Genomic DNA, 22,521 nt, shown 5'->3' on the forward strand with positions numbered 1-22,521 from the left:
ATATGAAAAATAACACAAAAAGATTATTCAGTATTCTATCTCTTTTAATACTTATTGTAATCACAACAGTAAAGTGTAAGAAAGATGCAGAAGAGGTGGTTCAGGTGGTAGACGAACCTAAACCAACAGCAGGTTTTACCTATGTAAAGCCAGATACCTTAAAATTTTTAGAATACCAGTTTACCGGGAGTTCTACAAACTATAAAAGTTTGTTATGGCAGTTTGGTGACGACAGTACTTCTGTTTTGGTCAATCCAAAACACACCTACCGTTTTCCGGGTAAATATAAGGTTACCCTAACCACCAGGAATGGCCAAGGCTATTCTGCAGCCAAAGAAGTGTTGCTTAATGTTGTAGATCCTACCATAAATTATTCAATCTGTGGCGAAAATTATATGAAAACCATTGGCGGTAAATTTTCGGTTAACCTCGAAGCAGGTGCAGGCGCCGATTCCGGTGAGGGTTCTAAAAAGCTTGTCGATCAGGATGTGAATACGAAATTCTTACAGGCTGGTTTCGATGGTACGCAGAAATGTACCTTCGAGCTCACAACACCCCAAGTGGTTGGTGCCTATACCTTAACTTCAGGTAACGACGCGGCAGACCGTGATCCAAGGTTCTGGATTTTACAAGGCTCCTTAGACGGGATTCAGTATATTGATTTGCACACCGTTACCGTGTGTCCTTGGGAGAATACCAATGAAGGGGCCAGTAGAAAACAAACTAAACTTTTCCATTTTGATAATTTTGTTGCTTATAAATTTTACCGTTTATATATTAAATCGAATAGGGGAAGCCGGGTGTTTCAATTGGCCGAGTGGACAATCAACAAAAAACAACCTTAGTTTAGGTTTTATACACCATTTGAAAAATACATAGAGCTTAAAAACTCTATGTATTTTTTTTGATGGTCGATATTAATTGTCATCTGGACAATTAAAAGTTTGAATTCCCTATCAAAATTAAATTATATTTTATACTTTAGTAAAACGTTTAACTACAGTTAAATCTAACCAGAATATAATATCAGATCTCAATACACACAAATGATGAACAAAATCAACACTTTAAAATTCTTAGGCATACTGGGCTGCATGTTTGCAAGCGGTTTGCTAAAGGCGCAGGACCGGAAGGCACCGGCCTATCCCTTAATTACGCACAATACCTATTTCAGTATCTGGTCTACCACCGATAAATTAAACGAATCTTCTACCCAACACTGGACAGGGGCCGATAATTCTCTTTTGGGTTTAATTAATGTTGATGGTGGAATTTATCGCTTTTTAGGTAAAGAAACCACTACCTACAAAACCATCGTGCCAGCTTCTGATGAAAAGGGTTATGAGGTTAAATATACCGAAACCGCACCTCAGGGTGATTGGAAAGCTGAAAGCTACAGTGCAGGCAACTGGCAAACTGGTGCTGCACCGATTGGTGATGATGCAAAAAATGTAAAAACACTTTGGAAATCGCAAGATATCTGGGTAAGAAGAACCTTTAATGTGGCAAACCCGGCATCGATTAACGAGCTGTTTTTAAAAATAAACCACGACGATAACATTGAGGTTTACCTAAATGGAAAGAAAGTCTATACCAAAGAAGGCTGGACAAACAGTTTTCATTACGTTGCTTTAAACAATAGTGATAAAAATGCCTTAAAAGCAGGTTCAAATGTAATCGCCATCCACTTATTAAATACCGCTGGTGGCCGCTTCCTTGATTTTGGCCTTGTGGATAAATTAAAGGATAATGCCGAAAAAGTACAGATTGCGAAACAGAAAAGTGTTGATATCAATGCTACGCAAACAATCTATAACTTCACTTGTGGTAAAATCGATTTGAAATTAACCTTTACCTCGCCATTGTTAATGAATGATTTAGGATTGTTTGCACGTCCGGTTTCTTATGTTTCTTATCAGGTAAAAGCAAATGATGGTAAAACACACCAGGTAAAAGTTTACCTCAGTGCATCATCAAATATTGCAGTTTATCGCCCTACACAAGAAGTTACGGCAAGTAAATACAGTACAGCTAAATTGTCAGTTTTAAAAACAGGAACAGTAGAACAGCCAATCCTGCAAAAAGCAAGCGATGATATGCGTATTGATTGGGGTTATTTTTATGTAGCCGCTCCAAAAACAAGCAATGCGATTCAATTTGTAACTGCAGAAAAAGATGCCGCTGATGCGTTTAGAAAAGGTAATTCAGCTTCAACGGCTAAACAAGGCAAAATGCTTGCCCTGAATACCATTATTCCATTTGGTGCTGTAGGCAAAGCTGCTGTCGAAAAGTATGTAGAACTGGGTTACGATGAAATTTATTCTGTTCAGTACTTTAATAAAAACTTAAGGCCATGGTGGAATACCTCTGGTAAAGAAACCATCGAAGGGCAATTAACTGCTGCTGCCAACGAGTACAAAACCGTAATCCAAAAATGCGAAGCTTTTAACAAAACCTTATATGCCGATGCATTAAAATCGGGCGGTAAAGAATATGCCGATTTATGTGTTTTAGGTTACCGTCAGAGCATTGCAGCACATACTTTGGTTAAAAGTCAGCAAGGCGAAATTTTATGGTTATCAAAAGAAAACAACAGCGGTGGTTTCATCAATACCGTTGATGTAACTTATCCATCTGCACCACTCTACCTGATTTATAATCCTGAGTTATTACAGGGCATGTTAAATGGTATTTTCTATTTCAGCGAAAGCGGAAAATATCCACACCCTTGGGCGGCTCACGATTTAGGTACCTACCCATTGGCCAACGGACAAACTTACGGCGAGCCAATGCCTGTGGAAGAATCGGGTAACATGATTATTTTAACCGCTGCCATTGCCAAAGCGCAGGGAAATGCCAATTATGCCAAGGCACACTGGAAAACTTTAACCACTTGGGTTGATTATTTAACCAAAGAAGGTTTGGATCCAAAAACGCAGTTGTGTACGGATGATTTTGCCGGTCACCTGGCACGTAATGCCAACTTATCGGTAAAAGCGATAGTAGGTATTGCCTGTTATGCGCAGATGGCCCAAACGTTGGGTTATGACGATGTGGCAAAAAAATACCGCGCAATTGCCGAAAGCATGGTGCCAAAATGGATTGAGATGGCCGATGCAGGCGATCATTATGCCTTAACTTTCGATAATAAGGATACCTGGAGCCAAAAATATAACCTGGTTTGGGATAAGGTTTTAAATCTAAATTTGTTCCCTCAAAAAATTTATGATACCGAAACCAAATATTACCTGACCAAACAGAACAGGTATGGTATTCCGTTGGATAGCAGAAAAGCATACACTAAAAACGACTGGATTTTGTGGACTGCTACTTTTGCGCCTACGCAAAGAGAATTCGAAGCTTTGGTACATCCGGTATATAAACATGCTATCGAAACCGAATCGAGAGTGCCTTTGAACGATTTTTATGATTCGAACACAGGCATACGCGATAACTTCAAAGCGCGTAGCGTAGTTGGTGGTTTTTACATGAAAATGCTGGCCGATAAATTAGCTGGTAAATAAGAGTTTTATCTCTAAATTAACAATTAAAGGTTCTGCCTTCATTTGCAGGACCTTTTTTTATTCCCCTCTTTAGAGGATTGTCGGTACCTTTCCGACTGAGATTAAATATTATTGAATAAGGCCAGGAATGTTTAGTATTAGAAAATGATTGGATTGTGGTTCCTGGCGGTCTGTAGTCCCGCTTTCGCTTATAGTCCTCGTTGCGCCCCGGGCTATTCCGTTTTATCGCCTGCCTGCTGCAGGCAGGGGTTTAAAAAACACAGGTTTGAGCACCCTGCAGCCTTAAAAATGAAATACTGTCTTAGTGACTTAGCCCCGGTTGAAGCGTTACCCTGCAGCGACGAGGAACGAGGAAGCGAAGCGTAAAAGCATAAAACGGGAAGGGATTTGTTGTTTTGCACAGACCTTGCGCTCCAAATAAAAATTGATCGGTTTAATCCTATCAGTTGGTATTTCATCGAGCGAAATAAACAATGTTTTGTACATAATGCTTCTATGCCTTATATGGTTCCAAAAAGGCGACCGTTTTGAAATGGCTGTCGGCTGAAAAAGCCCTCTCGCAATTACGATTGGTATTCCTAAAACTCAAATTCCAACTGATTATCTTCTGGCTTTTCGATCACCACATCATCATAGAACCGGGATAAGGTGATCCCTAAAAGCCTTATCTGTGTAGTACCAATAGCTGCTTCTTCCAAAAGTTTAATCGCTTCAGCATAAATTACTTCTGCTTTATTAATCGGAGTAGCGAAGGAACGGCTACGGGTAATGAGTTTAAAATCGGCAAATTTGATTTTCAAGGTAACTGTTTTGCCGCTCAGCTGATATTTCTCCAGGCGTGTGGCCACCGTTTCGCTAATTTGTTTCAAAAGGTCGTGCATCACCGAATCCTCGTTGGTATCTTCTGCAAAAGTATCTTCAGCACCTACTGATTTGGCTTCACGGTTCGCCCTCACCGGGCGTTCATCAATGCCACGTACTATTTTATAATAAAATCTTCCCGATTTTCCGAATTGGGCAACCAACTGTGATTCGGTTAATTTTTTTAAATCGGCACCTGTAGTAACCTGCATGGCCTTCATTTTAGCCGCTCTAACTTTGCCCACACCGAAAAACTTCTCCACAGGGAGTTTTTCCATAAAAGCTTTGATTTTCGAGGGACCAATAAAGGTTAAACCATCAGGCTTATTCATATCCGAAGCCACCTTGGCTACAAATTTATTGGTCGATACCCCTGCAGACGCAGTTAAATTCAGCTCATTTTTAATCGCATCCTTAATCGATTGCGCAATATCAATGGCCGATCCAATGCCCAGTTTATCTTCCGTTACATCAAGATAAGCCTCGTCTAATGATAAAGGTTCAATAATGTCGGTATAGCGGCTAAAAATCGCTCTGATGGCTTTAGATGCAGCAGTATAAGCATCGAAACGTGGATAGACAAAGATGGCTGTGGGGCAGAGCTGATAGGCTTTACTTGATGGCATTGCAGAACGGATCCCATATTGACGGGCTTCGTAACTGGCAGTAGATACCACTCCACGGCTATCGGGCTTACCCCCAACTACGAGTGGTTTCCCGCGGTATTCGGGGAAATCGCGTTGCTCAACCGACGCATAAAAAGCATCCATATCAATGTGGATGATCTTTCTTAAAGGTATTGCGGTTTCGTCGGCCATTGGATTAGCTAAATTTCGCTATTTATTTTAGTATTATTGGATTAGAATTTTTTTCTTTACAAAATATGGAAAGAGCAATCCGCTTTTATAAAAACGCAAAACACGAATGGTATGCCGACATTCCCGAATGGGGCGGGGACCTGGCCGACCTGCAAATGGTAGAAGGTGCGGATGAATTATTAAACTGGATAGCCGTTACTGAGAATGAGTGTAAGCTGCTGATGGCTGATGCCCACCTGAAAAATGCCGAAATTTTGGATCTTGTTTATGTGCGTGAGGAAAATTTAGGTGGCGGAGGAGACTATATCTTAGAAAGCTTTAGGGGCGAATTTAAGCACCATAAGCTTTGGCTCTGTAACGTAACTGAATTTGTTTTTAAGCAATTGCCCGAGCGCATTTATTTTAAGGAAATTGATTAGCATCTTTCGCGATCGTCGTCCTGTACTTTGTTTCAGGATCTGTTTGGCGTAAAGCGATCGTAATGCACCATAGATCCTGAAATAAATCCGATAGTTATCGGATCAGAGTGACGCCTCCGGGAAAAGTATAGACCTAATTCAACAATATCTCTACTTTGTTCAATAAAGAATCCATTTCGAATGGTTTTTCCATAAAATCATTCGCACCCGCATCCATAGCCGATTGCCTGATATCCCTGCTGGCCGAAATCATTAAAATGGGAATTTCTTTATATTCAGGATCGCCTTTAAGCTGTTTGCATATGTCCCTGCCATCATGCCCACTCATCCAGATATCAAGCAGAATTAAATCTGGTCTGTTTTTTACTGCATCAATTACCGCCCCGCCATCATAAGTGTATTCCACATCGTAACCCATCACTTCCAAAATCATCGTCACAGCATCAACAATGCCCTCATCATCATCTGCAATGAGTATTTTTTTATTTGCCATTTTGTAGTTTTATTTCCATTCTTTTTGTTTTGCGTAGGTAGTGAGGAAATGATTAATACTATTTAATATTAAAGCTGTAAAGATGCTTTTTGTTTTAAAAAAAATGAATATTTATCTGAAGTATTTTGCCCTGATCAATGTTTTTCAAAATCGCTTTTAAAATGAAGGCCAACGAGGAGTTTGTTTTTGAAATTGGCGCCTAAACAACCGTGTTGTTTTTTGCGTACTGATTTTAAATCTGGATTGCCAAAAATGATTTTCAATCTGTTTTTCTAGAGACAAAGGTTGCATATCATGCTACGCTTAAGCTATAGATGTGATTGCATGATGACTTTGAGATATACTATATTGTACATTGATATACAATAAATCCAGTTAAATGCCAGGTATAATCCGCATTTTTGCGATAAAACGCGGACTATATGCGGACTTGCTGCGGACATACTGTTCATGTGCAATACATGTTGTCCCATGATATATACTTAACGATTAGTGGTTAAATCATCGATAATGTGCGAAGTGTATTAAATATAAGATTACTTTTAGATCATGTGATTTGTTCTACATAAGCCCAGGTATTTACGATATCGGTATTATTGTTTTGAAATGAAATGTACTATTCTTTCACCAGCTTTCTCCAAAATTGATAATTTGTATTCGCTTGTCGGATATTTCGAACATTTATAGTTTATATTTACAGCGTTAATTCAAATTAATTGGGTTGAATAGCCAAAAATGGATAGTATTAATATTAAGAAGTTAGCAGAAGCTTTAAATTTATCTACTTCTACAATTTCGCGGGCTTTTAGGGACAACAGTGACATTAATGGTGCCACTAAGGAGCGTATACTAGCCAAGGCGAAGGAATTAAACTATCAGCCCAACCATTACGCCAGTAATTTAAGAGAGCAGAAAAGCAAAACCATTGCCGTTATCGTTCCCGAATTGGCCAACAATTATTTCTCGCAGGCCATTCATGGGATCGAACGTGTAGCAAGGGAAAATGGTTACCATATTTTGATTTATGTAACCGACGATGATTACAAAAAAGAGGTCACCTTTATCCGCCATTTGCACAATGGAAGGGCCGATGGCATTGTGATGTCGGTTTCGGGTGAGGCAAACGACCATAATTATCTGAATAAATTTGGTGCAAAAAGATTACCCCTGGTGTTTTTCGACCGGATTTATGAAGACATTGATACCCCAAGGGTCATTACAAACGATTACAACAGCAGTTTCCTGGCTACCGAGCATTTAATCGAGCAGGGTTGCAAAAGAATTGCCTACCTGGTGGTGAACAAAAGTTTATCTATTGGAAAGACCCGTATGCAGGGCTATATTGATGCACTGGCCAAACATGGGGTTCCATTTGAAGAAAACCTGATTGTGGATTGCAGCAACAGTTATGAGGAAAACAGCATAATCATTAAAAACGCGTTAACACAGTTAAAACCTGATGGTGTTTTTACTTCGGTAGAACGTTTGGCTTTTGCCACTTACTATGCCTGTTATGATCTTAATCTCAATATCCCCAGAGATTTAAAAGTGATCAGTTTCTCCAGTCTGGAAATTGCCCCATTGCTTAATCCTTCGCTCACCACCATTACCCAGCCAGCCACCGAGATAGGGGAGCAGGCGGCGAAATTACTGTTCACCATTCTGGATGATCATGCCGATAAAAACGGATCAAATGAGGTGGTTTTGGCGTCTAAAATTATCAAGCGGAATTCGACCGCAAACGGGTAAAAAAGACCCCAAAAAACGGGGAATTTTTCACCCAAAAAATTTCAATAATTTTCCTCACTTAGTGTAAAATAAGCAGAATTATGACCAGTTTTCGGGAACGTTCCCGAAAGATGACCGAATTTTGATCTGTTTTTTTCGGGAACGTTCCCGAAAAAATGCCCTAAAATGGCTTAGTGTAATAATTACACATTAATTTTGATTTTTACATTCGTAAGTCATTGTATTTTAATTAGTTGAAAATTAAATAATTATTTATTGTGGCTTTTTACTACTACAAAATAGTTGATTTTTGCCATCGGTTTAGCCCGGTGATTTTATCAGAAAATATATTTTTTAAATAAATTTTGAAATCTCATTAACAGCTGTAAATTAGGCCTATGTGTAAATCACTATAATATTTAACCAAATTTTTATACTTAAACGAGCTTCAAATATGAGAGTATTTTACCTGTTAAAACAGGGGCTTTTGGTGCTGTTGGTTTTTTCAGCATTAATGGTAAAAGCACAAACCGGATCAGTGTCTGGTAAGGTGCTCGACGAAACCGGCCAACCCTTACCCGGTGCTTCCGTAGTTGTAAAAGGTACAACAAGAAGTACATCAACTGATGTAAACGGTAATTTTAAACTTGCAGGCTTATCAGACGGTTCGGTAACCTTATCTGCAAGTTTTATCGGTTATCAAACCCTCGACAAGGCAGTTAGCGTTTCGGCAAATGCAACTGTTAATTTTCAACTGGTGCCAGATGCACAAAAACTTAATGAAGTTGTGGTAATCGGTTACGGAACGGCAGAAAAGAAAAACCTGACCGGATCCATTACTACAGTAAATTCAAAAGATTTTCAAAAAGGTACCATTACTACACCTGAGCAGTTAATTCAGGGCAAGGTAGCCGGTGTGAACATTATTTCCAATAGTGGTCAGCCGGGCGTAGGTAGCACTATCCGTATCCGTGGCGGTGCATCTTTAAACGCAAGTAATGATCCTTTAATCGTAATCGATGGTGTTCCATTTAGCGGTAACTCTATTGGCAATGCACCAAGTCCGCTATCGTTGGTAAACCCGAACGATATCGAGACCTTTACGGTGTTAAAGGATGCTAATGCTACAGCCATCTATGGTTCACGTGCATCAAACGGTGTAATTTTAATTACCACTAAAAAAGGTGCTTCAGGTGCACCGGTTTTCAACTTTAGCAGCAATAACTCTATTGCAACTGTAGCCAAAAAGGTAGATATTCTATCTTCAGGTCAGATCCGTGATTTTGTTAATGCCAACCCGAATGCGTCATATGATGATGGTAAAAAATATACTGCTTTATTGGGCAATTCGAATACCGATTGGCAGGATGAAATTTATCAGAATGCTTTTTCTACCGACAATAGCTTAAGTATTGCAGGTTCTTTTAAAGGTGTGCCTTACCGTGTTTCTGCAGGTTATTTAGATCAGCAGGGCCTTTTGATCACCGATAAATTTTCACGTGGTACAGGGGCAATCAGCATTTCACCAAAATTATTTCAGGATCATTTAAAAATCGACCTGAATTTAAAGGGAGCATTAACCCAATCGCATTTTGCAAATGCCGGCGCTGTGGGTTCAGCTATTCAGTTCGATCCAACACAATCGGTAAGCGCAACTAACAACTTTGGCAATTATTTCGAATGGTTGCGGAGCGATGGATCTGTAAACCCCAATGCACCGCGTAACCCGGTTGGTTTAATCAGGTTAAACGATAATAATGGAAATGCCGAAAGAAGTTTTGGAAATGCACGTTTCGATTATTCTTTTCACTTTTTACCAGAATTACACGCCAACTTAAATTTAGGTTACGATTTATCTAAAGGTTCAGGCGCTGTTAGGGTTCCGGTTTATGCCGCGCAGAGTATTTCTACATTAGGATCATATACACAATCTTTAAATACCGAAACCAATAAACTTTCAGAGTTTTATTTAAATTATGCACATACCGTTGCAAGTATCAAAAGCCGTTTTGATGTAACTGCGGGCTATGGTTATTACGATAATTCGAAAACAGGTTTCAATTTTACTTCTTACAAAGGAACAGGTGAGGCATTGGTAGTTCCTGTTTTTCCTTTCTCTACCGATCGTGATAAATTACTTTCTTACTATGGAAGGTTTATTTACACCCTGGCTGATAAATACATTTTATCAGGAACGTTAAGGGCAGATGCTTCTTCGAAATTTGCAGAGAATAACCGTTGGGGATATTTTCCTTCTGCTGCTTTTACCTGGAGAATTTCAGGAGAGAATTTCTTAAAAGACAGCCAATCTGTTTCTGATTTAAAACTTCGTTTAAGTTATGGCGAAACGGGTAATAAAGATGGTATTGGATATTACGATTATCTGTCTAAATATTATGCCAATAGCAATACCGGCCAATACCAGATTGGCAGCACCTACTATAACTACTATACACCAGCGGCTTACGATCCGGATTTGAAATGGGAAACCACCACTACTTATAACGCAGGTTTGGATTATGGTTTTATGAAAGGCCGTTTATATGGAAGTATCGATGTGTATTACAAAAAAACATCCGATCTCTTAAGTAAAATCAATATCCCGGTGGGGACCAATTTTAACAACGAATTAACCACGAATGTGGGTAACATGGATGTAAGAGGAGCTGAGGCAAGCATCAATTTTGCTGCCATTAAAACCGAAAATATCAGCTGGGATTTTGGATTGAACGTTGCTTACAACAAAAGAAAAGTAACCAACTTAACCCTAAACCCAAATTCCGGATTTAAGGTAGATGCCGGTGATATTACCGGTGGAACAGGTATCCACTTAAAATACAATGCGGTTAACCAGATCCCTGGGTCATATTTTGTATACAAACAGGTTTACGATCCATCAGGCAAACCATTAGAGGGAGTTTATGAAGATCTGAACGGTGATGGTGTAGTGAATACCAGCGACCAATACTTCTATAAGTCTGCTGATCCTAACGTTACTTTTGGTTTTAACACCACCTTTAATTACAAAAAATGGAGTTTCACCACTACCTTAAGGGCAAATTTGGGCAATTATGTATATGATAACGTTTCTTCAAACTTTGGGATCAGAGCAAATATTTTGAGCTCTGCAGGTGTAATCAACAATGCTTCTACTGATTTTCTTGCCACTAATTTCCAGAACAACCAGTTCTTGAGCGATTATTATGTTAAAAATGCTTCGTTTTTGAAAATGGATAATGCTGGTATTGCTTTTAATGCTGGTAAATTATCTAAAAACGGAACGGCTACATTAAGGATTTCGGCAAACTGTCAGAATGTTTTTACCGTAACTGATTACAAAGGCCTTGATCCTGAATTGAGCAGTGGTATTGATTATAACTTGTACCCAAGACCGCGTACATACACATTAGGGTTTAACGTAGGGTTTTAATAAAGAAATAGGAATGAAAAACTCATTTAAAATAATATTGGCATCAGGTGTTTTACTGCTGTCATTAAATTCGTGCAAAAAAGGCGATTTAAACGTATTGCCTACCAATGATGTAACCTCGGCTACGGTTTATGCTACCCCGGCGGGTTACAAACAAGGTTTGGTGAAATTGTATGCCACTTATGCATTAACCAGTTCTACAGGATCTGATAACAGTGATGTAGGTGGGTTAAACTCTGGCTTTGCCGATTTTTTAAGGTTGTTCTGGACTTCACAGGAATTAACTACTGATGAGGCGATCTGTGCCTGGGGTGATACCGGTATTCCGGAATTGGACAACTCTACCTGGGCGGTTGATAACCAGTTTTTACGCGGCTTGTATTCGAGAAGTATTTTACAGATTACGGTTTGTAACGAATTTCTTCGGGAGAGTACTGCAGATAAACTGGCCTCGCGCAACATTACAGGTACTGATGCAACGGCAATCCAAAGGTACCGTGCCGAAGCGCGATTCTTACGTGCTTATCAGTACTGGGTGTTGATGGATGCTTTTGGCAATCCGCCATTTGTTACCGAAGATGATCAGATTGGTAAAGTTGCACCTAAACAAACTACTAGAGCAGCATTGTTTACTTATGTTGAATCAGAGTTGAAAGCCATTGAAGGTGATTTAGCGGATGCCCGTACCAACGAATATGGGCGTGCAGACAAAGGAGCAGACTGGGCCCTATTAGCAAGGTTATACCTAAATGCACAGGTTTATACCGGTACGGCAAAATATACCGAAGCCATTACGTATTCAAGTAAAGTGATTGCTGCAGGTTATACTTTAAAAGCCAATTACATGGATCTTTTTAAGGCTGATAACAATATCAACAACACCGAAAATATTCTAACCATCAACTATGACGGGGTAACGGGTACCAACTACGGTGGTACAACTTTCATCATCAATGCGGGTATCAATGCCGATATGGGTACTGCCTCTTATGGTGTGCCAAACGGTGGTTGGGGCGGTAACAGAACCCGTCAGAATCTGCCTGCCTTATTCCCTGATCCAAACGGTACCCAGGATAAACGTGGGGTTTTCTTCGGGGCAAAAAGTACGGTTGATGAAATTGGCACCTTTACCGATGGTTTAAGGGTAACTAAATTTAAAAATATAATTGGTCTAAATACTATACCTGCATCATTAAATGGAACATTCAGTTCGGTTGATTTCGCACTGTTCCGTTTAGCAGAACAATATTTAATTTATGGTGAGGCGGTAGCGCGTGGAGGTTCCGGAGGCGATGTGGGTAAAGCCTTAGACTATGTTAATGCCTTACGCCAACGTGCTTATGGAAACAACAGTGGAAATTTAGCTTCAACAGCAGCTTTAACTGTAGATTTTTATTTAGACGAACGTGGCCGCGAATTATACTGGGAAGCACACCGCCGTACAGATTTGGTACGCTATGGTAAATTTACAGGCTCTACCTATTTGTGGCCATTTAAAGGTGGTGTAAAATCTGGTACAAGCGTTCCTGCATACCGTAATTTATACCCAATTCCACAGGCTGATCTAATTGTTAACCCGAATTTGGTTCAGAACACAGGTTATTAATCTTAAAATTGTATAAGAGATGAAAACAATATTTTTAAAATCCCTTGCTTTAAGTCTGATAACCTTATCGCTTTGGTCTTGTAAAAAAGAAGAAACACAAACCGTTTCGAATGTGAGTGCGGCAGGTACACTTACGGCTTCGGCTACTGCTTTAAGTTTGGCACAGGTTAACGGAACAAAGCCCGCATTAACCTTAACCTTTCCTGCACCGACGGTAACAGGTTATACCATACCGGTAACGTCTACCTTGCAGTTTGATCTTAAAGGCAAAAATTTTGCCACACCAAAAGAGTATGTAATCAGTACAACATCATATTCGCCAACAGTAAATGATTTTAATACCATGATTTTAGCCTTAGGCGGTACAATTGGTACATCTACCCAGGTTGAGGTAAGATTAAAATCAGGTGCTGCGGCAAATGCCATGACGTATTCGAATGTAATTACCTTAACGGCTACACCTTATCTGGCTTCGGCATGGATTTATGTTCCGGGAAATTATCAGGGCTGGAATCCGGCAACTGCTGACAGTTTAGTGTCGTTAACCAGTAATGGTATCTATCTTGGCCTAATCAAATTTGATGGCAGTAATTTCAAAATTACACCTGAAAAAAAATGGGATGTTGCCTATGGCGATGCAGGCGGTGGTTTCATCAGCACCACCGGCGGTGATATGCCCTCTGGAGCAGCGGGTTGGAAACAATTAAAAATTAATATGAATACCAAAGAATGGAGCATTGTTGATGCTAAAGTTTGGGCAATTATTGGTGATGCAACTCCAGGTAAATGGGATGCGGATACCGATATGAAATATATCAATGATGGTAAGGGCACATGGAAAATAACAGTTAACCTAACTGCGGGTGCAATTAAATTCAGACAAGATCATAAATGGGATGTAAACCTTGGCGGTAGCGGAGGTAATCTGACTGCAGGAGGAGCTGATATCGCTGTAGCTGTAGCAGGAAATTATACCATCACACTAGATGTTACGGCAAATACATATACCATTGTTAAAAATTAATCATTAACTAAAATCCCCCTGCTTAGATCTTTTGATCTTTGCAGGGTTTTTAACCTTTTAAGTTTTTAGCATGATCAAATCGCTTACTTCCAATACTTTTGCACCCATTACTTCTTCTGCTTTAAATGTTCAAACTAAAGTCAGTACAAATGCACAGGGATTAAAAAAAATATTCATGACCCTGCTCTTGCTGGTTAGCAGCATTCAGCTCTTTGCACAAAAGCTGGAGCGTGTAGAACCGATGTTCTGGTTTGCAGGCATGCATAATCCTAAATTACAATTATTGGTACATGGCGATCATATTGCCAATGCAACCGTTACTTTAACTTACCCTGGCGTTAAACTCGTTAAGGTGAACAAAGTTGAAAATCCTAATTACCTGTTCCTCGACTTAACAATTGCGCCAACGGCCAAAGCCGGAAAATTCCCGGTTAACTTTATGGTTAACGGCAAAAAAATATTCACTTATACTTACGAATTAAAGAACCGCGATAAAAGCGCAGGCAGAATTCAGGGTGTAACCAACAAAGATTTTATTTATCTGCTTATGCCCGATCGTTTTTCGAACGGCGATAAAAGCAATGATGTGGTACAGGGCTTAGCCGAAACCGCATTAAACCGGGATAGCATGTATTACCGTCATGGTGGCGATATACAAGGGGTAATAAACCACCTCGATTACCTGAAAGATTTAGGCGTAACTACTGTTTGGATGACTCCTGAAGTAGAAAATGATATGCCACATGCTTCTTACCATGGTTATGCGGTAACCGATCATTATAAAATAGATCCACGTTATGGTACAAATGCACTTTACAAAAAATATGTAGAGACTGCCCATGCCAAAGGATTAAAAGTGATCAAAGATATTGTACACAACCATATTGGTACCCATCATTGGTTTTATAAAGATTTACCGATGAAAAGCTGGTTAAACCAATGGCCAAAATATACCCAGACCAGTTACCGCGATCAAACTGTTATGGATGTACATGCCTCGGCAGCAGATCGCAAACAGATGTTAGATGGCTGGTTTGTGCCTTCAATGCCCGATTTAAACCAGACCAATCCTTATGTACAGAATTATTTAACGCAAAACCACATCTGGTGGATCGAATATGCAGGTATTGATGGTTTGCGTTTAGATACTTACGGTTATAACGACCCGGTTTACATGGCCGATTGGGCGCTGAAAGTTCAGGCAGAATTCCCGCATTTATCCGTATTTGGCGAAACATTGGTAACTGCTGTGGCTAACCAGGCCTTTTTTACCGGTGGCAATACGGTTAACCGAGGTTTTGATACCCATCTACAGGGTATAACTGATGCCACATTAAAAGATGCCATATACGAAGGGATAAACGGTAAAAATGGTTGGGTTGATGGTATTAACCGCTTATATGCAACCTTAGCACACGATTTTCTTTATAAAAACCCCAACACCAATTGCATTTTTTTAGATAACCACGATATGAGCCGTTTCTATTCGATGGTGGGTGAAGATTTTGATAAATATAAAATGGGCATGAATATTCTGCTAACCATGCGGGGCATTCCGGAAATGTATTATGGGACAGAGATTTTGATGAAAAATTTCTCCAATCCAGATGGCCTGATCCGTTCTGATTTTCCGGGCGGATGGGAAGGCGACAAAAAAGACAAATTCACGACGGATGGCCGCACAAACAAAGAAAATGAAGCTTTCAACTTTGTGAAAACCTTAGCCAATTTCCGCAAAAACAGTGCAGCTTTACAAACAGGTAAGCTGATGCAGTTTGTACCACAGGATGATATTTATGTTTATTTCCGCTACAATGCAGAACCAAAAGGCACGGTAATGGTTATTGTAAACAATACAGAAAAAGAAAAGACATTAAATACCGATCGCTTCGCCGAAAGAACGAAAGGAATTACCGCAGCAAAAGATGTGATTAGCAGCGAAAACATTGCTTTTAAAAACATTAAGGTGCCCGCTAAAACCACCTTAGTGCTTGAGCTAAGATAAAATGTAAAAGTTTAAGGATTTAAGATATATGACCTATGTTTTGATACTTGATACTCACTACTAGATATTCACTGCCTGATACTAAAAAATATAAGAAAGATGCAAGAAACACTCCCAATTTCAAACTCCCAACTCCCAACTCAAATCAAGGCCTGTCTTTTTGACTTGGATGGCGTACTGGTCGATACCGCAGTTTACCACTATAAAGCCTGGAAACGGCTGGCCAATACCATGGGTTTCGATTTTACCGAAGAGCAGAATGAACAGTTAAAAGGGGTGAGCAGGGTAGAAAGTTTGAATAAGATTTTAGCTTGGGGTGGGGTAGAAAAAACTGATGCCGAAAAAGAAGAACTGGCTGCCTTAAAAAACAGCTGGTATGTAGATATGATCACCAAAATGACACCTGCTGAGGTTTTACCTGGAACGGTTGATTTTCTAAAAGAAATACATAAAGCTGGCTACAAACTGGCTTTAGGCTCTGCAAGTAAAAATTCCGGTATCATTTTGGAAAAAACAAACCTTGCCCATTTCTTCGATGAAATTGTAGATGGAAACATGGTCACCAAGTCGAAGCCAGATCCGGAAGTATTTTTAAAAGGTGCCGAGCTTTTAGGTTTTAAACCGGATGAATGTGTGGTTTTTGAAGATGCCGTTGCCGGTGTAGAAGCAGCAAAAAGGGGTGGAATGAAAGCCATCGGTATTGGCGAAAAAAATGTGCTTACCCAAGCCGATGTGGTTGTAAGCGGATTAGATAAATTAACAGTTAGAGATTTAGAAAGTTTATAGGTTTAAGGTGTAGGGTTTAAGGTTTAGGGGGCATTATCTCAAATCTCATATCTCACTACTCAATACTAATTATGAAAAATTACATTAAAGCAGATGAGTGGAATATTATCGAAGAAGGCTTTGATCCACATTTAAATAAAATTTCCGAAAGTATTTTCAGCCTGGGTAACGGCCGTATGGGACAGCGTGCCAATTTTGAAGAAACCTATACTGGAGAAACCCTACCAGGGAATTATGTTGCAGGTGTTTACTATCCGGATAAAACCCGTGTAGGATGGTGGAAAAATGGCTATCCGGAATATTTTGCCAAAGTATTAAATGCAGCAAACTGGATTGGCATTGAAGTAAAACTGGATGATGAAATTCTTGATCTGGCAACAGCAGAAGTAAGTGATTTTAAACGTGTGCTGAACATGCATGCCGGATATCTGGAACGTAATTTCACTGCAAAATTAAAAAGTGGCAAAACGCTAAAAGTTAAATCTACGCGTTTTTGTAGCATCGCTGATGATCAGGTTGGTGCCATTCGTTATCGTATTACACCATTAAATTTCGATGGCAAGTTAACATTGATGCCTTTTATCGATGGTGATGTTAAAAATCAGGACAGTAACTACGACGAAAAATTCTGGGATAAAGTAGCTGATGAAATCGCTGGAACGGAAGCCTATATTAAACTGAGGACAAAGAAAACAGAATTTGAAGTTTGTACCGGAAGTAACATTAAATTATATAAAAATGCTGAGCAATTAGAGATTGATCCGGAAGCAGTTCGTAAGGAGAAATTCGTTGGACAATCTTTTTCGCTTGATGTTAAAGCCAACGAAGAAATCACCCTGGTTAAAATCGCGGCAAATTTATCTTCCGAAAATTACGCAAAGGAATCACTTTTAAAAGAAACGAAATCCGTAATTGCCAAAGCATCTGCCAAAGGTTTTGATACGCTGTTAAAAGAGCAAGCTGAAGCCTGGGCCACTAAATGGGAAGAAAGTGATATCATTATTGAGGGAGATGTTTCTGCTCAGCAGGCTATCCGTTTTAATATTTTCCAGCTTTTTCAAACCTATACCGGTAAAGACGACCGATTGAATATCGGTCCGAAAGGATTTACGGGCGAAAAATATGGGGGTTCTACCTATTGGGATACAGAAGCCTATTGTGTGCCTTTTTATCTGGCCACTGCACCTCAGGAAGTAAGTAAAAACCTGTTGGTTTACCGTCATAAACAATTGGGCAAAGCGATTGAAAATGCAGCTAAACTGGGTTTCAAAGACGGTGCTGCATTGTATCCGATGGTGACCATGAACGGGGAGGAATGTCATAATGAGTGGGAAATTACTTTTGAAGAAATCCACCGGAACGGTGCCATTGCTTTTGCTATTTTTAATTACATCCGTTACACAGGCGATGAAAGTTACTTATCAGATTTTGGATTAGAAGTTCTGATTGGTATTGCGCGTTTCTGGAAACAACGTGTTAACTGGAGCAACGATAAACAGCAATACGTTATGCTTGGTGTTACCGGACCAAATGAGTACGAGAACAACGTAAACAACAACTGGTACACCAATATTTTGGCTACATGGTGCATGAAATATGCGACCGAAGCCGCCGGAATCGTGAAAACACAGCAACCAGAAAAATACAATAGCTTATTAAAAGCATTAAATTTCGATCAGAAAGAATTTACAGACTGGGCAGATATAATCGAAAAGATGTATTATCCACATGATGAAGAACTGGGTATTTTCATGCAACAGGATGGTTATCTGGATAAAGAGCAGACTTTGGTAAAAGATCTTTCTCCAAGCGATAGACCGATTAACCAAAAATGGAGCTGGGATAGGATTTTACGTTCATGTTTCATCAAACAGGCGGATGTTTTACAGGGATTATATTTCTTCGAAGAAGATTACGATTTGGATACCTTGAAAAGGAATTTCGATTTCTACGAACCGCGTACTGTACACGAAAGTTCATTGTCGCCCTGCGTTCACAGTATTCTAGCCGCGAAATTAAATGACGAAGCACGTGCTTACGAATTTTATCTGCGTACTGCCCGTTTAGATCTCGACGATTACAATAACGATACAGAAGATGGTTTGCATATCACTTCGATGGCAGGTACCTGGATGAGCGTGGTAGAAGGTTTTGCGGGAATGCGTGTACGCGATGGTAAATTGCAGTTTAATCCTTTCCTGCCAGGCAAATGGAAATCATTTTCGTTTACCATTGGCTTTAGAGGGGCAACCTTGAAAATAAACATTACCGAAAATGGCATCAGCATTAAAAACCATGCCGCCATTGATTTAGAAATCGGCATCAGAAACCAGGTATATAAATTGGCCGGAAATGCCGAAATTGAAGTGGATAACGCAGCGTTGGTATGATTGCTGAAGTAAAATGTGAAATGGATAATGTCACTTTCGCAATGAATCATCATTGCGAGAAGAAACGACAGCTTGTCCCGATTTTTCGGGTAAGCAATCTTCATGCGGTTGCATATATAGTGACAATTCTCTTTTTACTAATTTCGTCATCATCCTTTGCACAAAAAAAGCATACAAAAATGAACGATAAGCAGATCGTTATTTACCAGTTATTGCCCCGTTTGTTCGGGAATAAAAATACCGCCAATATCCCTTACGGAACCATCGAACAGAATGGCTCGGGAAAGTTTAACGATATTACCGACAAAGCTTTAGATGGCATAAAAGAGCTCCATGTAAACTATGTTTGGTATACAGGTGCCTTGGCACATGCAAGTTTGACCGATTATTCCGCTTATGGGATCAAAGTTGATGATGCCGATGTGGTAAAAGGCCGGGCTGGTTCGCCTTATGCCATCCGCGATTATTATGATGTTGACCCAGATTTGGCCGTTGATGTTAAAAACAGGATGAAGGAATTTGAAGCATTGATTAAAAGAACACATGCTAAAAACCTGAAGGTGCTGATTGATTTTGTACCCAACCATGTGGCCAGAAGTTACCATTCCTATGCCAAGCCAAATGGCGTAACCGACTTTGGTATACAGGATGATGTAACGAAAGCTTTTAGCGCTACTAACGATTTTTATTATACACCTGGTCAGCCCTTTTCAGTGCCAACAGAGGGAGCCAGACAGACGCCGATTTCTGTACTGCAGGATGGTAAGTTTGAAGAGAATCCGGCAAAGGCAACAGGCAATAACGTATTTTCTGCGCAGCCCAAATACGACGACTGGTATGAAACCATTAAGTTGAATTATGGTATCGATTATCAGAATGGCGAAAAACAATATTTCGATCCCATTCCGCCGGTTTGGTTGAAAATGCGCGATATTTTAACTTACTGGACCAACAAGGGCGTGGATGGTTTTAGATGCGATATGGCCGAAATGGTGCCGATTGCGTTCTGGAACTGGGTAATTCCGCAGATCAAAAAGGTCAATCCTGATCTGATATTCTTAGGAGAAGCCTACAATCCGAAAGTGTACAAACAATACCTGGATGAAGGTAAATTTGATTACCTGTATGATAAAGTGGGTTTATATGATGGACTCAAAAAACTGATCAGAAATGAACCAACTGCAGATGTATCAGCAATTAAACACGTGTGGCAGGTAGAGATTGCTGGTTTTGGCAAACACATGTTGCGCTTTTTAGAAAATCACGATGAAGAACGCATTGCATCAGCAGGATTTGCAGGGAAAGCCGAACTCGCTTTGCCTGCAATGGTTGTTTCGGCAACATTAGGTTCAGGTCCGGTGATGCTTTATTTCGGTCAGGAAGTAGGCGAACCAGGAAAAGGTCAGGAGGGTTTTGGTGGGGATGACAACCGAACCACGATATTCGATTATTGGGGTGTTCCGAATCACCAGAAATGGATGAACGGAGGTTTATTTGATGGATTTAAATTAGATGCGACGCAACAAAACCTCAGGGCATATTACAAACAATTGTTAAAAGTTACCTCAACAAGCGATGCTATAATAAATGGCGAAATTTATGAGGTACCTGTTACCGGTAACATGAATAACCGCATGTATGCTTTTATCCGCTATTCGGGGAAACAACGTTTGCTGATCGTGGCCAATTTTGATCGTACACAAAGCTTAACAGCCAACATCGAAATCCCTGATCATATTTTAAAAGTTAAACATTCATCACCGGTTACGGATCTGTTAACAGATCGGAAATTAAATATCCCGGCAGGAACCAGTATACCCGTAAGCCTTGCACCCGTTAGCGCGCAGGTGATTGAATTTTAACCATTGGCGATGCGTCACGCGGTTAGCGATTGAACATTATTTTAATCAAAATGTAACGCCATGCGCCCTGCGCTAAGCACTTAAACTACACAAAATGACCTTAAAAACAGTATTCGAGAACCCCAGATTAACGCTTGCGCAAATTATCAACATGAGTGTTGGTTTTTTCGGGATCCAGTTCGGTTGGGATTTACAACGTGCAAATATGGGGCGTATTTACGAAAACCTGGGTGCCAACCCCGATCAGGTTCCACTATTGTTTTTAGCTGCTCCTCTAACTGGGCTTTTGGTGCAACCGATTATTGGTTATCTGAGCGACCGTACCTGGCATCCGAAATGGGGCAGAAGAAGACCTTATTTTATGATCGGTGCCATTGTAAGCAGCATTGCCTTAATCTTTATGCCACATAGCAGCGTGTTGTGGATGGCGGCCGGATTGCTTTGGGTTTTAGATGTTTTTGGAAATATTGCCATGGAGCCTTTCCGTGCTTTTGTGACCGATAAACTGCCCGATAGCCAGGTGAACCGCGGTTTTATTATGCAGAGTATGATGATCGGTTTAGGTGGAAGTGTGGCTTCGGCATTACCGTGGATTATGAACAATATTTTTCATTTAACCAATACGGCCGAACAGGGCAACATTCCCGAAAATGTAAAGTTCTCTTTTTATATCGGTGCATTTTTCTTTTTTGCTGCTGTATTGTGGACCGTTTTTACCACTAAGGAATATCCACCTCAGGATGTTGATTTCAAACAAAAAGTAAAAGAAAGTAACAAAGGTTTTGGTGGGGGAGCGAGAGAGATTTTGCATGCTTTAAGAAATATGCCTAAAAGGATGCAGATTGTTTCTTTGGTACAGTTTTTTACCTGGCCTGGTTTGTTTTTAATGTGGTTTTATTATACAACTGCCGTTGCCGTTAATGTTTTTGGGGGTAGAGATGCAGCCGATCCGGTGTATGCACAAGGTGCGGATTTTGGAAGTTTAACCCTTGCCTATTATAGTGTGATTACTTTTCTTTTTGCTTTGGTACTCCCAAAAATTGCCGATGCATTGGGCCGTAAAACCACGCATGCCCTTTGTTTAGTTTGCGGAGCAATAGGTTTAATCAGCGTGGCCTGGGTGCACGATAAAAATATGTTGTATTTATGTATGACGGGGGTTGGCATTGCCTGGGCCAGCATTCTTTCTATGCCTTATGCCATGTTGAGCGGATCGCTGCCCAAGGATAAAATCGGAATCTACATGGGCATCTTTAATTTCTTTATCGTGCTGCCAGAAATTATCGCTTCGTTAGGCTTTGGTTGGCTTATGCGTAATGTATTAAATAACGACAGGCTTTTAGCGGTTCAATTGGGTGGGGGATTAATGATCCTGGCCGCTGTAATCTGTTATGTATTTATCCGCGAACCAAAGAAAGTAGATGAAGTTTTAGCCTCAACACTGGAAGTAGAAGAAAATAGATCGATATAAAGATTGCTCTTCCATGGTCTGTGTTCCCACAGACCACCACTCATATTTCGGTCTGTGAAGATACAGACCGAGGAGATAATCGTGCCCATAAATTAAAAATCCCT

General features: G+C 40.1%; 14 protein-coding genes. 12 read left to right on the forward strand and 2 right to left on the reverse strand.

Going from position 1 to position 22,521, the window contains the following annotated elements:
- The first annotated feature begins 2 nt into the window (after positions 1 to 2).
- Both AC04Q1_RS16280 and AC04Q1_RS16285 read left to right on the forward strand, forming a co-directional pair.
- A complete protein-coding gene (locus tag AC04Q1_RS16280) occupies positions 3 to 845 on the forward strand; it encodes a PKD domain-containing protein (RefSeq protein WP_478365639.1) in 843 nt (280 codons plus the stop codon).
- Between the two features lie 204 nt (positions 846 to 1,049).
- Entirely contained in the window at positions 1,050 to 3,524 is a 2,475-nt protein-coding gene (locus tag AC04Q1_RS16285; protein WP_478365749.1) for a glutaminase family protein, read from the forward strand.
- A gap of 578 nt (positions 3,525 to 4,102) precedes the next feature.
- On the opposite strand, the gene dinB is transcribed toward AC04Q1_RS16285, so the two are convergent.
- Positions 4,103 to 5,203, reverse strand: a complete 1,101-nt coding sequence (gene dinB, locus AC04Q1_RS16290; RefSeq protein WP_478365640.1) for a DNA polymerase IV — start codon at positions 5,201 to 5,203, stop codon at positions 4,103 to 4,105.
- Between the two features lie 65 nt (positions 5,204 to 5,268).
- Between dinB and AC04Q1_RS16295 the strand changes: the two genes are divergently transcribed.
- Positions 5,269 to 5,622, forward strand: coding sequence for a DUF6717 family protein (locus AC04Q1_RS16295; protein ID WP_478365641.1), 354 nt, complete (start codon positions 5,269 to 5,271; stop codon positions 5,620 to 5,622).
- Between the two features lie 133 nt (positions 5,623 to 5,755).
- Here the strand turns inward: AC04Q1_RS16295 and AC04Q1_RS16300 are convergent, their stop codons facing one another.
- Entirely contained in the window at positions 5,756 to 6,115 is a 360-nt protein-coding gene (locus AC04Q1_RS16300; protein ID WP_478365642.1) for a response regulator, read from the reverse strand.
- Positions 6,116 to 6,850: 735 nt separating this feature from the next.
- Between AC04Q1_RS16300 and AC04Q1_RS16305 the strand changes: the two genes are divergently transcribed.
- The 9 genes from AC04Q1_RS16305 (at position 6,851) to AC04Q1_RS16345 (ending at position 22,417) form a co-directional block, all read left to right on the forward strand.
- Entirely contained in the window at positions 6,851 to 7,864 is a 1,014-nt protein-coding gene (locus AC04Q1_RS16305) for a LacI family DNA-binding transcriptional regulator (RefSeq protein WP_478365643.1), read from the forward strand.
- 433 nt (positions 7,865 to 8,297) lie between these two features.
- Positions 8,298 to 11,273 carry a SusC/RagA family TonB-linked outer membrane protein gene (locus tag AC04Q1_RS16310; RefSeq protein ID WP_478365644.1) on the forward strand — a complete coding sequence of 992 codons (2,976 nt, stop codon included), beginning with the start codon at positions 8,298 to 8,300 and terminating at the stop codon, positions 11,271 to 11,273.
- Positions 11,274 to 11,286: 13 nt separating this feature from the next.
- Entirely contained in the window at positions 11,287 to 12,879 is a 1,593-nt protein-coding gene (locus AC04Q1_RS16315; RefSeq protein ID WP_478365645.1) for a RagB/SusD family nutrient uptake outer membrane protein, read from the forward strand.
- 19 nt (positions 12,880 to 12,898) lie between these two features.
- Entirely contained in the window at positions 12,899 to 13,903 is a 1,005-nt protein-coding gene (locus tag AC04Q1_RS16320; RefSeq protein WP_478365646.1) for a SusE domain-containing protein, read from the forward strand.
- Between the two features lie 70 nt (positions 13,904 to 13,973).
- Complete coding sequence (locus AC04Q1_RS16325) at positions 13,974 to 15,908, forward strand: glycoside hydrolase family 13 protein (protein WP_478365647.1); 1,935 nt, start codon at positions 13,974 to 13,976, stop codon at positions 15,906 to 15,908.
- 99 nt (positions 15,909 to 16,007) lie between these two features.
- The gene (gene pgmB, locus AC04Q1_RS16330) at positions 16,008 to 16,694 is read left to right on the forward strand and encodes a beta-phosphoglucomutase (RefSeq protein WP_478365648.1); all 687 of its coding nucleotides are present in this window, start codon (positions 16,008 to 16,010) and stop codon (positions 16,692 to 16,694) included.
- A gap of 71 nt (positions 16,695 to 16,765) precedes the next feature.
- Positions 16,766 to 19,084, forward strand: a complete 2,319-nt coding sequence (locus AC04Q1_RS16335; protein ID WP_478365649.1) for a glycoside hydrolase family 65 protein — start codon at positions 16,766 to 16,768, stop codon at positions 19,082 to 19,084.
- A 179-nt stretch (positions 19,085 to 19,263) separates the two neighbouring features.
- The gene (locus AC04Q1_RS16340; protein WP_478365650.1) at positions 19,264 to 20,946 is read left to right on the forward strand and encodes an alpha-amylase family protein; all 1,683 of its coding nucleotides are present in this window, start codon (positions 19,264 to 19,266) and stop codon (positions 20,944 to 20,946) included.
- 94 nt (positions 20,947 to 21,040) lie between these two features.
- Positions 21,041 to 22,417 carry an MFS transporter gene (locus tag AC04Q1_RS16345; RefSeq protein ID WP_478365651.1) on the forward strand — a complete coding sequence of 459 codons (1,377 nt, stop codon included), beginning with the start codon at positions 21,041 to 21,043 and terminating at the stop codon, positions 22,415 to 22,417.
- The last annotated feature ends 104 nt before the right edge of the window (positions 22,418 to 22,521 follow it).

This window comes from Pedobacter humicola (genome assembly GCF_056490705.1).

What these genes read in the sequence shown, in the direction of transcription:
- AC04Q1_RS16300 (WP_478365642.1), bottom strand. Translation starts at nt 6,115, where the DNA reads ATGGCAAATAAAAAAATACTCATTGCAGATGATGATGAGGGCATTGTT.
- AC04Q1_RS16335 (WP_478365649.1), top strand. Translation starts at nt 16,766, where the DNA reads ATGAAAAATTACATTAAAGCAGATGAGTGGAATATTATCGAAGAAGGC.
- AC04Q1_RS16310 (WP_478365644.1), top strand. Translation starts at nt 8,298, where the DNA reads ATGAGAGTATTTTACCTGTTAAAACAGGGGCTTTTGGTGCTGTTGGTT.
- AC04Q1_RS16295 (WP_478365641.1), top strand. Translation starts at nt 5,269, where the DNA reads ATGGAAAGAGCAATCCGCTTTTATAAAAACGCAAAACACGAATGGTAT.
- AC04Q1_RS16305 (WP_478365643.1), top strand. Translation starts at nt 6,851, where the DNA reads ATGGATAGTATTAATATTAAGAAGTTAGCAGAAGCTTTAAATTTATCT.
- AC04Q1_RS16325 (WP_478365647.1), top strand. Translation starts at nt 13,974, where the DNA reads ATGATCAAATCGCTTACTTCCAATACTTTTGCACCCATTACTTCTTCT.
- pgmB (WP_478365648.1), top strand. Translation starts at nt 16,008, where the DNA reads ATGCAAGAAACACTCCCAATTTCAAACTCCCAACTCCCAACTCAAATC.
- dinB (WP_478365640.1), bottom strand. Translation starts at nt 5,203, where the DNA reads ATGGCCGACGAAACCGCAATACCTTTAAGAAAGATCATCCACATTGAT.
- AC04Q1_RS16345 (WP_478365651.1), top strand. Translation starts at nt 21,041, where the DNA reads ATGACCTTAAAAACAGTATTCGAGAACCCCAGATTAACGCTTGCGCAA.
- AC04Q1_RS16340 (WP_478365650.1), top strand. Translation starts at nt 19,264, where the DNA reads ATGAACGATAAGCAGATCGTTATTTACCAGTTATTGCCCCGTTTGTTC.
- AC04Q1_RS16315 (WP_478365645.1), top strand. Translation starts at nt 11,287, where the DNA reads ATGAAAAACTCATTTAAAATAATATTGGCATCAGGTGTTTTACTGCTG.
- AC04Q1_RS16320 (WP_478365646.1), top strand. Translation starts at nt 12,899, where the DNA reads ATGAAAACAATATTTTTAAAATCCCTTGCTTTAAGTCTGATAACCTTA.
- AC04Q1_RS16280 (WP_478365639.1), top strand. Translation starts at nt 3, where the DNA reads ATGAAAAATAACACAAAAAGATTATTCAGTATTCTATCTCTTTTAATA.
- AC04Q1_RS16285 (WP_478365749.1), top strand. Translation starts at nt 1,050, where the DNA reads ATGAACAAAATCAACACTTTAAAATTCTTAGGCATACTGGGCTGCATG.